Below are 10998 nucleotides of genomic sequence, written 5' to 3'. Positions count from 1 at the left end.
GCTATGCAAATCGAAGACCCTAACCAACCCACCACGTTCGAACTGATCGGCGGCGCGGAAAAGCTGCGCGAGATGGTCGACCGCTTCTACGACCTGATGGACCTGGAGCCGGAGTTCGCCGGCATCCGCGCGCTGCACCCGGCATCTCTGGACGGTTCGCGCGAGAAGACCTACATGTTCCTCTCCGGCTGGACTGGCGGCCCCAACCTGTATATCGAACAGTTCGGCCATCCGCGCCTGCGCGCGCGCCACCTGCCGTTCCCGATCGGCATTTCCGAGCGCGACCAGTGGCTGCGCTGCATGGCGTGGGCGATGCAGGATGTGGGTTTGTCCGAAAACCTGCAAAAACGTTTGCTGGCATCGTTCTACCAGACCGCCGACTGGATGCGTAACAAGCCGGAATAACGGAATAAGGCCTCTCTTTTTTTCTCTCCATGACCTCCTTTGAATTGATACTCGCCGGCCTGGTTGTGCTCGGCATCGTGCTGCAGATCGTGATCCTGCTGCGTTCAGGCCGCAAGGACGACGGCGGCGCCGAAGCCGCGCTGCAGCAATTGAAGCTGGACCTGCAGCGCCACCAGCAAGACACCGGCGAACGCATCGAACGCGAACTGCGCACCCAGGTGCAGGCCAGCGCGCAAAGCACGCGCCAGGAACTGGGCGGCAATTTCGCCCAGCTGCAGCAGACGCTGGCGACCCAGATGTCCAGCGTGGCGACGCTGCAGAACAACCAGATCGACAGCTTCGCCCAGCAACTGGTCAAGCTCAACGAAACCAATGCCCTGCAGCTCGACGGCATGCGCCAGTCGATGACGCTGCAGGCGCAGGCCAGCCGCGAGGAGCAGGCGGTGTCGCTGAAACGCTTTGGCGATACCCTGAACCAGCAACTGGCGGCGCTGACAGAGTCCAACTCGCAGCGCATGGCCGAAGTGCGCGCCACGCTGGAGGCCAAGATCAAGGACCTGCAAAACGACAATGCGCAAAAGCTGGAAGAGATGCGCAAGACCGTCGATGAAAAACTGCACGCGACGCTGGAGCAGCGCCTGGGCGAATCGTTCAAGCTGGTCTCAGACCGCCTGGACAAGGTGCACCAGGGCCTGGGCGAGATGCAGCAACTGGCTACCGGCGTGGGCGACCTCAAGCGTGTGCTGACCAACGTCAAGACGCGCGGCACCTGGGGTGAAGTGCAGTTGGGCATCTTGCTGGAGCAGATGCTCACGCCCGAACAGTACGCCAAGAACGTCGAGACCGTGCCCGCCAGCGGCGAACGCGTCGAATTCGCCATCCGCCTGCCGGGCGCCAAGGACGACGCGACGCCGGTGTGGATGCCGGTCGACGCCAAGTTCCCCAAGGAACAATACGAACGCCTGGTGGATGCCGCCGAGCGCGCCGATGCCGAAGGCGTCGCGGCCGCCGGCAAGGCTCTGGAACGCGCGGTGCGCGACGAGGCCAAGACCATCGCCGAGAAATACCTGTCGCCGCCGCTGACCACCGATTTCGCCATCCTGTTCCTGCCGACCGAAGGCCTGTATGCGGAAGTGATGCGCCGTCCCGGCCTGTCGGACGACTTGCAGCGCACCCACCGTGTCACCATAGCCGGGCCGTCGACCTTGCTGGCCTTGCTCAACAGCCTGCAGATGGGCTTCCGCACGCTGGCGCTGGAAAAGCGTTCGTCGGAAGTGTGGCAAGTGCTGGGCGCGGTGAAGACCGAGTTCGGCAAGTTCGGCGAGGTGCTGGCGTCGACCAAGAGCGCGCTGGAGCGGGTGGCCAAGAACATCGACCAGGCCGAGACCCGCACACGCCAGATGACGCGCAAGCTGAAGTCGGTGGAAGCGCTGCCGTCGGAGAATGCGCAGAAGCTGCTGGGGACGGGAGAGCTGGATCTGGCCGGACCGGATGAGGATTCCTGAGGCGCCGGTGTCAATCGAAAAAGAAAAGGGATGGCTTGCCATCCCTTTTTTCTTGCGCGCAAAGAGGCTTATACCAGGCCATCGAACACGACGATGGAAACATCCTCGCCTGCGGCCACATCGCCGCGTTCATGTTCAAGCTCAATGATGCAGTTGGCATCCGACATCGAGCGCAACATGCCCGAACCCTGCATGCCGGTGAGCCGTACCGACCACGCGCCTTGCCCATCCGGCGCCAGGATGCCGCGCTGGTATTCGGTGCGGCCGGCCTTCTTGCGGATGGCGCCGGCCGCTTTCACGCGCAGGCGCGGCAGCGGCGACGCTTCGGCGCCGGCCAGGCGCAACAGGGCGTCGCGCACGAAGAAATAGAAACTGACCGTCACCGCCACCGGATTGCCGGGCAGGCCGAACAGGTAGGCGTCGCGGCCATTCGATGCGATGCGGCCGAAGGCCAGCGGGCGGCCGGGGCGCATGCCGATCTTCCAGAACAGCATCTCGCCCAGGCTGGCCATGGTCTGCTTGGTGTAGTCGGCGGCGCCGACCGAGACGCCGCCGGAGGTGATGACGGCATCAGCCTCTTCGCAGGCGCCGCGGAAGGCGGCTTCCAGCGCGGCCGGGTCGTCGCCCACCACGCCCATGTCGATGATGTCGCAGCCCAGGCGGGTGAGCATGCCATGCAGGGTGTAGCGGTTGGAGTCGTAGACGCAACCCGGATCGAGCGGTTCGCCCACCGAGCGCAATTCATCGCCGGTGGAGAAGAAGGCCACGCGCAGGCGGCGCTGGACCGGCACTTCGGCAATGCCCAGCGAGGCCAGCAGGCCGATGTCGGAAGGGCGCAATTGCCGGCCGCGCGGCAGCGCCACGGTGCCGGCCGCCAGATCTTCGCCGCGCAGGCGGCGGTTGTCGCCGGGGCGCACGCGGCCGGCGGGGATGGTGACGCCATGCGGGTCGGCATCGGCCGTCAATTCCTGCGGGATCACGGTATCGCAACCGGCCGGCATCGGGGCGCCGGTCATGATGCGTACGCATTGGTCGCGCTGCACCTCGCCCGCGAAGCTGGCGCCGGCATGCACCGAGCCGGCGATCGCCAGGCGCACCTCATGGCCGGCGGCGATGTCTTCGCCGCGCAGGGCGTAGCCGTCCATGGCCGAATTGTCATGCGCCGGCACGTCGATGCGGGAAACGATGTCTTGCGCCAGGACGCGGCCCAGCGCGCTGCGGATGGCGACTTTTTCCCGCGTCTCGATGGGGCGGATGAAGTCATGGATGACGCGCTGGGCTTGCGCCACCGTCATGGCGTTGGGATCGTAGCCGCTGATGCAACTGACGATGTCGTTGAGGGATTGCCGGGAAGTCTGGGTCATCGTTCTTGTTCGAACTGGAGCAGCTCCAGTCCGGTGTTGATATTGCAGAAGGCACGCTCGTCGGGGAAATCGACTTCCACGCATTGCAGCGTGGCGAACCAGAATTCCATCTTGCGCTCGCCGCCGGCGAGGAAGCTGTTGAGCGAGGGCAGTGTCGATTTGCGCAGCAGCGAGCATACCGGATGGCGCCGCCGGTTGTCTTCCTGGCCGGTGACGGCGAAGGCGGCGTCGGCGCCGCTGGCGATCAGTTCGTCGGCCAGCCGGGCCACCAGGTCGAAGGGAATCAGCGGCGTATCGCAGGGGGCGGTCGCCAGGAACGGCGTGGCGCAATGCGTAAGCCCGCATTGCAGGCCGGCCAGGGGGCCGGGGAAATCGGGGGACAGGTCGTGCCAGATCGGGTAGCCGAATGCGGCGTAGCGCAGTTGGGAGCGGTTGGCGTTGACCGCCAGCGTGCAGACCTGCGGCGCCAGCCGTTCCAGCACGTGCTGGGCGAGCGGCTTGCCGTGCAGTTCCTGCAGGCCCTTGTCGACGCCGCCCATGCGCGTGCCGCGTCCGCCGGCCAGCACGAGGCCGGTAATGTGGCTGGCGGCGATGGCGAGTACGGCGGACATGATGCGATGCGGTGAAAGAGGAGGGGCCTGCGCCTTAGCCGCCGATGTAGGACATCTCGACCTTGCGCAGCGCGCGCGCATTTTGCTGCTCGCTGCGCAATTCCGAATAGCGGTCGCCGCGCTGGTTCCACAGCCGGGCAATGGCGCCGGCCAGTTCGGCATCGCTGCCGCCGTTGCGCACGATGCCTCGCAGGTCGTGGCCTTCGCTGGCGAACAGGCAGGTGTAGACGCGACCCTCGGTGGACAGGCGCGCGCGCGAGCAATCCTGGCAGAAGGCGTGGGTGACGCTGGAGATCACGCCGATCTCGCCGCTGCCGTCGGCATAGCGCCAGCGTTCGGCGGTTTCGCCGGTGTAGTTGGGATCGGCTTCGACCAGCGGCAATTCAGCCGCGATGCGGCGCACCACCTCGCGCGACGGCACCACCTGGTCCATGCGCCAGCCGTTGGAGCTGCCCACGTCCATGTATTCGATGAAGCGCAGGATATAGGGCGTGCCCTTGAAGCGGCGCGCCATCGGCAGGATCTCGTGGTCGTTCAGGCCTTGCTTGACCACCATGTTGATCTTGATCGGGCCGAGGCCGGCGGCATGCGCGGCCTCGATGCCTTCCAGCACGCGCGCCACCGGGAAGTCGACGTCGTTCATGCGGCGGAAATTCTGGTCGTCCAGCGAGTCCAGCGAGACGGTCACGCGCTTCAGGCCGGCTTCTTTCAAGGCCTGGGCCTTTTGCTTGAGCAGGGTGCCGTTGGTGGTCAGGGTGAGGTCGACTTCGCGGCCGTCGGGCGTACGCAGCGCGGCCAGCATCTCGACCAGGCGTTCGATGTTCTTGCGCAGCAGCGGCTCGCCGCCGGTCAGGCGGATCTTGTGCACGCCATGGGCCACGAACTGGCGCGCCACGCGGGTGATTTCCTCGAAGGTGAGCAGGGCCGAATGCGGCAGGAACTGGTATTGCTTGTCGAACACGTCCTTGGGCATGCAATACACGCAACGGAAGTTGCAGCGGTCCGTGACGGAGATGCGCAGGTCGTGCAGGGGGCGTCCCAAGGCGTCGCCCAGGAAACCGGTCGGCTCCGCAGGCGCCGGCAACATGCCCGCATCCATACCCGGTGGCATGGCTTGCCGATAGTCAACGATGGGAATGACGCGCTTGTTCATACGGGCTGGCGGAAACAGATGTGTAGTAACGATAGCACGGCTGGCAATACGAGGTAGATGCACAGTTGTGCATATTCGCTATTGTCTGCCTGTATGGACAGGCTGTAAATCCGCACTGCAAGGGACGTTGCGGGGAACCGGGGCAGGCTGCGCCAAGCGTGGGCGAGGGTACTGTATCCATCGTCCGGGGCCCCAACTGTCCCGTTTTCGGGCAAAGAAAAAGGGAGCCGAAGCTCCCTTTTCCATGACCGCTCAAGCGGATCAGCGGCGCGTTTCAACCTGAACCAGCGGTTCGGTTGATTGCGGCGGCAGCGGCTTGCGTTCACGCGGTACGCGCGGCGGCGTCACGATGCTGGCGGCGGCTTCCTGTGCGGCCTGCAGCTTGACCGGATCGGTCGTGGCCAGGGTCAGGCCGGCTTGCGACAGCATCTGGTTCAGCGAGTCCCACTGCACGTTGCTGCCCGCGGCCGGCGCCGGGGCGGGAGCGGCTGCGGCAACCTGGGGCGCGGGAGCGGCTTCGGCGACTGCATCCAGCAGGCTGATCTGCTGCGGCGCTGCCGATGCTGCAGCAGGCGCTTCTGCGGGAGCCTGCACCGGCTCAAAGGCCGGAGCGGGGACGAAGCCGGCATCGATCGATGCTGCCACGGGTTCCACATTTGCCACGGTCTCGGTCGCGGCGGCGGCCACGGCTTCCACCGCGTTCACACCGCTTTCGACGGTGGCGGCGGTCTCTACCGCCACAGCGGCCGGCGCCGGGGCGCTTTCCTGCGGCACCGGGGAGGCGGCGAAGGAGGCCTGTGCGACGGCGGCCTGGGCAGCTTCGGCCGGAGCGGCTTCGATGCCCTCGGCGCTTTCGGCGCCCTCGGCAGCTTCCGCGCCTTCGGCGTTTTCAGCGTTTTCGATCACGTTGCCGTTCTCGTCGCGCTCGCGGCGATGACGATTGCGGCCGCCGCGACGGCGACGGCGACGCGGTTCGGTACCGCCTTCGGACGCTTCCGCGCCTTCGCCGGCTTCGACTTGCGCGCCTTCCACCTGAACCGCCTGCTCATCGGCAGCGATCACCGCCGTACCGGCGGCGACAGCCACGCCGGCGGTTGCGGCGCCGGCTGCCAGTGCGGCTTCCAGCGGCAGGCCTTCCTCTGGCTTGGCTTCCTTGCTGCGTTCGCCGCGCGGTGCGCGCGGTTCACGCGGCTGGCGCGGTTCGCGCTGTTCACGGCCCTCGCGGGCTTCGCGCGGCTCACGGTTTTCACGCGGCTCGTTGCGGCGGCCTTCCTTGTTTTCCTGGCCTTCGCGGGCTTGCACATCACGCGCTTCGCGCGGTTCGCGGCCCTCACGGCCTTCGCGCGGCTGGCGCGGCGCGCGTTGCTGCTTGCCTTCGGCGGTATCGCCGGCCTTCAGTTCCGGTGCGGCCTGGCTGCCGTCGCGGTTGCGCGCATTGCGGTCGTTGCCGCGCTCGCCGCCGCGTTCGTTGCGGTTGCGGTTACGGCCGTTGCGGTCGCGGCCATTGCGGTCGCCATCGCGCTTGGCCGGGGCCTTGGCTTCGACCGGGGCCGGCGCGGCAACGGGGGCGACAGGCTTCTTGCGGAAGAAGCTGAAGATCTTGCCCAGCAGGCCCGATTCCGGCGCCAGGGTCGGCGGTGGCACGGGCACCGATTCGGGAGCCTTGCGTTCGACGATCGGGGCCGGCTGGTCCGGGGTGATGCCCTTGACCACGGCTTCCTGGCGCGGACGCACGTCTTCCTTCTGGCGCTTGCTGTAGCCGATGTCGGTATCGGCCTGCTCGGCCATGGCGTAGCTGGCTTGGGCGTCGTCCAGGCGCGGATCGTCGTGCTTGATCCGTTCCATCTTGTAGTGCGGGGTTTCCAGGTGCTTGTTGGGGATCATGATGACCGTGACGCGATGGCGCGTTTCGATCTTCAGGATTTCGCCGCGCTTCTCGTTCAACAGGAAGGCGGCTACATCGACCGGCGCCTGCACGTGGATGGCGGCGGAGTTTTCCTTCATCGCCTCTTCCTGGATGATGCGCAGCACCTGCAGGGCGGAGGATTCGGTATCGCGGATGTGGCCGGTGCCGTTGCAGCGCGGGCAGGTCACGTGGCTGCCTTCGGACAGCGACGGGCGCAGGCGCTGGCGCGACAGTTCCATCAGGCCGAAGCGCGAGATCTTGCCCATCTGGACGCGGGCGCGGTCATGGTGCAGGGCGTCTTTCAGGCGGCCTTCGACTTCGCGCTGGTTCTTGCTGTTCTCCATGTCGATGAAGTCGATCACGATCAGGCCGCCCAGGTCGCGCAGGCGCAACTGGCGGGCCACTTCGTCGGCCGCTTCAAGGTTGGTATGGAACGCGGTGGTTTCGATGTCGCTGCCGCGGGTGGCGCGCGCCGAGTTGACGTCGACCGAGACCAGCGCTTCGGTGTGGTCGATCACGATGGCGCCGCCGGAAGGCAGCGGCACGGTACGCGAGTAGGCGGTCTCGATCTGGTGTTCGATCTGGAAGCGCGAGAACAGCGGCACGTCGTCGCGGTAGCGCTTGACGCGATGGACCATGTCCGGCATCACGTGGGCCATGAACTGCTGGGCCTGGTCGTGGATGTCGTCGGTGTCGATCAGGATTTCGCCGATGTCGGGCTGGAAGTAGTCGCGGATGGCGCGGATGACCAGCGAGGATTCCTGGTAGATCAGGAAGGCGCCCGAGGCCGACTGGCCGGCGCCTTCGATGGCGCGCCACAGTTGCATCAGGTAGTTCAGGTCCCACTGCAGTTCGTCGACGTTGCGGCCGATGCCTGCGGTGCGGGCGATGACGGACATGCCGTTGGGCAGGTCCAGCTTGTCCATGGTTTCGCGCAGTTCCTGGCGGTCTTCGCCTTCGACCCGGCGCGACACGCCGCCGCCGCGCGGATTGTTGGGCATCAGCACCAGGTAGCGGCCGGCCAGCGAGATGAACGAGGTCAGGGCGGCGCCCTTGTTGCCGCGTTCTTCCTTTTCGACCTGGACGATGATTTCCTGGCCTTCGCGCAGCGCTTCCTTGATGGTGGCGTTGCGCACATCGATGCCTTCCTTGAAGTAGGTGCGGGCCACTTCCTTGAACGGCAGGAAGCCGTGGCGCTCTTCGCCGTAGTTGACGAAGCAGGCTTCCAGCGAGGGTTCGATGCGGGTGATGACACCCTTGTAGATATTGGACTTGCGCTGTTCGCGTCCGGTCGTTTCGATATCGATGTCGATCAGTTTCTGGCCGTCAACGATGGCTACGCGCAGTTCTTCCTGCTGCGTAGCGTTGAACAACATACGTTTCATGTTTTCACTCCGGGATCCGAAGATCCTTCAAATGGCGCCGTCCGATGCGGAAGCGGCGCCAAAAGTACAGGGGATGTACGCGAGAACGGAAGTGATCGGGGGAGGGAATTGCCTTACTGTGTGGAGTGCAGTTTATAAAGCACTCAAGCACAACGGGGCGCGGATGCGCTGGACGGGAACGCCGGGCAGCGCCGTATCCGCGCCGCGCGCTCCGCCATAGGCGGTCGCGCAGGCTGCTGCGGACGGTAAGCTGGTCTGTGAAGCCAAACGATTCATGTATATAGGGTTGGCGACGGCGATCGGGTTCAACACATCAACCGGCAAGCTTCGCGGTGATCCGGTTCTGGTTCGCGGCCCGGCCCGGGCGCTGCAAACCGCGGCCGGCCATGAAGGCCAGTCTGCGCGGCTTGTTGCCAGCGGGCTGTGCGCTGCGGTCCAGAGGCCGGTTCGCCGGATGCGAGTCTTGCCAGACTTTTATCCTGATGATCCAAACAATTCTGTTCCACTTCCAAGTGCGTTATCCGATTGCAACTGCGGTGCAAACTGGACTCGCGCAGGGAAGGTGCGTACTCGTTTCGGAGCCTTGGAATCAGTCGGGCGGCATTTTCAGGCTGTTTTTCAGCCATCGCAGCGCCGTTTTGGGCATCTGCAGTGCCGCACGTCGTCATTTTCGGGGCCCCCTTCGTCAATTTTGCTATTCGCGAGGCTGACGAAGTCTCCTCTTGTGTAGAATGTTCCTTTTTATTCTACTGACGCGGTTTTTTGACCAGCGTCGATCGATTATATATTCAAAATGAAGGACTTAGCGAGATTTTCTAGGGGGGCTTCTGAAACCGCCAAAACAGCGGCGGCTCCCCGGAGCGCAACAGCCTCGCACAGCGTCCCTCAAGTGCAGTTGCTGACCATTTCCGAGGAAGAGGCGGGGCAGCGGATCGACAATTTCCTGCTGCGGGTCTGCAAAGGCGTTCCCAAGAGCCATATCTACCGTGTCCTGCGTTCGGGCGAGGTGCGCGTCAACAAGGGCCGCATCGACCAGACCTACCGCCTGGCCGAGGGCGACGTGGTGCGCGTGCCGCCAATACGAGTTGCAGAAAAGCAAGAATCGGTGGTGCCCGGCGCCGAATTCCGCATCCTGCTGGAAGACAGCCACATGCTGGTGATCGACAAGCCCGCCGGCGTGGCCGTGCATGGCGGTTCGGGCGTGAGCTACGGCGTGATCGAGCAGTTGCGGGCGGCGCGTCCGCAAGCCAAGTTCCTGGAACTGGTGCACCGGCTCGACCGCGACACCTCGGGCGTGCTGCTGATCGCCAAGAAGCGTTCGGCCCTGACCAACCTGCACGACCAGATGCGCGACGGCGTGACCGACAAGCGCTACCTGACCTTGGTACAGGGCGACTGGAAGAACGCCCGCCAGCACATCAAGTTGCCGTTATTTAAATACAGCACGCCGGACGGCGAGCGACGGGTGCGGGTGCAGGCCGATGGCCAGCCTTCGCACACGGTGTTTTCCCTGCTGCAACGTTTCGGCGACTTCGCCTTGCTGGAGGCGGAACTCAAGACCGGCCGCACGCACCAGATCCGGGTGCACCTGTCGTCCAGCGGTTTTCCGATCGTGGGCGACGACAAGTACGGCGATTTCGCGCTGAACAAGGCGTTGCAGAAGGCCGACGGTAAACGCATCGCCTTGAAGCGCATGTTCCTGCACGCCTGGCAGATCAGCTTCACCCATCCGGACAGCGGCGAGACCGTGACCCTGAAAGCCGCGTTGCCGGCCGAATGCGAGAATTTCCTGCGCAGCCTGCAGGCGGCGGGGGAGGAGGCAAAATGGCCGGGCGCGTCGGGCGAGGATGCCGCGTAGTGCCGGATGTGATACTTTCTGGCCGGAATTAACAATGTTGCATGTCCATCCGGCAACGATGCCGATGGACGGCAGAGAGTGAATACAAGACATGGCAAGAAAGCAATTCGACCTGATCGTCTTCGACTGGGACGGTACCCTGATGGACAGCACCTCGACCATCGTGCGCTGCATCCAGGCGGCCGCGCGCGACCTGGGGCTGCCGATTCCGGACAAGAGCGCGGCTTCCTACGTGATCGGGCTGGGTCTGCAGGATGCCATGCAGGCGGCCATTCCCGATGTCGATCCCAAATACTATCCGCGCATCGTCGAGCGCTACCGCCACCATTACCTGGGGCAGGACAAGGACCTGACGCTGTTCGACGGCGTGCCCGAGATGCTGGCCGACCTGTCGCAACAGGGGTATTTCCTGGCGGTGGCCACCGGCAAGAGCCGGGTCGGGCTGAACCGGGCGATGAATACCACCGGCCTGCTGTCGGTGTTCGACGCCACCCGCTGCGCCGACGAGACCTTTTCCAAGCCGCATCCGGCCATGCTGCAGGAGCTGACGCGCGAGCTGGGCCAGGACATGGGCCGCACGCTGATGATCGGCGACACCACCCACGACCTGCAGATGGCCATCAATGCCGGCGCCAAAGGCGTTGCGGTAGAATTCGGCGCGCATCCGGTGGCGCAGCTGCAAGAGCTCAATCCGCTGTTCTCTGCCAAGTCCATCCGTGAGCTGCACCAATGGCTCACCGACAACGCCTGAGGCCCGACCTTCCCATCCTGGCGGCATAGTGCCGCCGGCTTTTTCAGCGCAAGGACATTG

At 65.0% G+C, this 10998-nt stretch carries 8 protein-coding genes; 4 read left to right on the top strand and 4 right to left on the bottom strand.

Annotated features, from left to right (window positions below):
* The first annotated feature begins 3 nt into the window (after positions 1-3).
* Together J7548_RS05025 and rmuC are read left to right on the top strand one after the other, a co-directional pair.
* Complete coding sequence (locus tag J7548_RS05025) at positions 4-405, top strand: group II truncated hemoglobin (RefSeq protein ID WP_290971626.1); 402 nt, start codon at positions 4-6, stop codon at positions 403-405.
* A 29-nt stretch (positions 406-434) separates the two neighbouring features.
* Positions 435-1910, top strand: a complete 1476-nt coding sequence (rmuC, locus tag J7548_RS05020; protein WP_290971180.1) for a DNA recombination protein RmuC — start codon at positions 435-437, stop codon at positions 1908-1910.
* A gap of 68 nt (positions 1911-1978) precedes the next feature.
* On the opposite strand, the gene glp is transcribed toward rmuC, so the two are convergent.
* The 4 genes from glp to J7548_RS05000 all read right to left on the bottom strand — a co-directional run bounded on the left by glp (position 1979) and on the right by J7548_RS05000 (position 8329).
* Positions 1979-3274: a gephyrin-like molybdotransferase Glp gene (glp, locus tag J7548_RS05015; RefSeq protein ID WP_290971178.1), complete on the bottom strand. Its 1296-nt coding sequence runs from the start codon at positions 3272-3274 to the stop codon at positions 1979-1981.
* Entirely contained in the window at positions 3271-3885 is a 615-nt protein-coding gene (gene mobA / locus J7548_RS05010; RefSeq protein ID WP_290971177.1) for a molybdenum cofactor guanylyltransferase MobA, read from the bottom strand. Before mobA ends, glp begins: the two co-directional genes overlap by 4 nt.
* A 34-nt stretch (positions 3886-3919) precedes the next feature.
* Positions 3920-5038 (bottom strand): GTP 3',8-cyclase MoaA, encoded by a 1119-nt coding sequence (gene moaA / locus J7548_RS05005; protein WP_290971175.1) that lies wholly within the window; start codon positions 5036-5038, stop codon positions 3920-3922.
* Positions 5039-5299: 261 nt separating this feature from the next.
* On the bottom strand, positions 5300-8329 hold the full coding sequence (locus J7548_RS05000; protein WP_290971173.1) for an Rne/Rng family ribonuclease: 3030 nt from the start codon (positions 8327-8329) through the stop codon (positions 5300-5302).
* A gap of 793 nt (positions 8330-9122) precedes the next feature.
* Here J7548_RS05000 and rluC point away from each other — a divergent pair.
* Together rluC and J7548_RS04990 are read left to right on the top strand one after the other, a co-directional pair.
* Complete coding sequence (gene rluC, locus J7548_RS04995; RefSeq protein ID WP_290971171.1) at positions 9123-10187, top strand: 23S rRNA pseudouridine(955/2504/2580) synthase RluC; 1065 nt, start codon at positions 9123-9125, stop codon at positions 10185-10187.
* Between the two features lie 91 nt (positions 10188-10278).
* A complete protein-coding gene (locus tag J7548_RS04990) occupies positions 10279-10938 on the top strand; it encodes an HAD-IIIA family hydrolase (RefSeq protein WP_290971170.1) in 660 nt (219 codons plus the stop codon).
* The last annotated feature ends 60 nt before the right edge of the window (positions 10939-10998 follow it).

Origin of the sequence: Herbaspirillum sp. (genome assembly GCF_017744395.1) — a bacterium.
Classification (GTDB): Bacteria; Pseudomonadota; Gammaproteobacteria; order Burkholderiales; family Burkholderiaceae_D; genus Herbaspirillum.
This window is presented reverse-complemented; position numbering and strand designations above follow the sequence as displayed.

Coding starts and splice junctions, on each gene's coding strand:
- J7548_RS05025 (WP_290971626.1), top strand. CDS start 4: ATGCAAATCGAAGACCCTAACCAACCCACCACGTTCGAACTGATCGGC.
- rluC (WP_290971171.1), top strand. CDS start 9,123: ATGAAGGACTTAGCGAGATTTTCTAGGGGGGCTTCTGAAACCGCCAAA.
- J7548_RS04990 (WP_290971170.1), top strand. CDS start 10,279: ATGGCAAGAAAGCAATTCGACCTGATCGTCTTCGACTGGGACGGTACC.
- mobA (WP_290971177.1), bottom strand. CDS start 3,885: ATGTCCGCCGTACTCGCCATCGCCGCCAGCCACATTACCGGCCTCGTG.
- moaA (WP_290971175.1), bottom strand. CDS start 5,038: ATGAACAAGCGCGTCATTCCCATCGTTGACTATCGGCAAGCCATGCCA.
- rmuC (WP_290971180.1), top strand. CDS start 435: ATGACCTCCTTTGAATTGATACTCGCCGGCCTGGTTGTGCTCGGCATC.
- J7548_RS05000 (WP_290971173.1), bottom strand. CDS start 8,329: ATGAAACGTATGTTGTTCAACGCTACGCAGCAGGAAGAACTGCGCGTA.
- glp (WP_290971178.1), bottom strand. CDS start 3,274: ATGACCCAGACTTCCCGGCAATCCCTCAACGACATCGTCAGTTGCATC.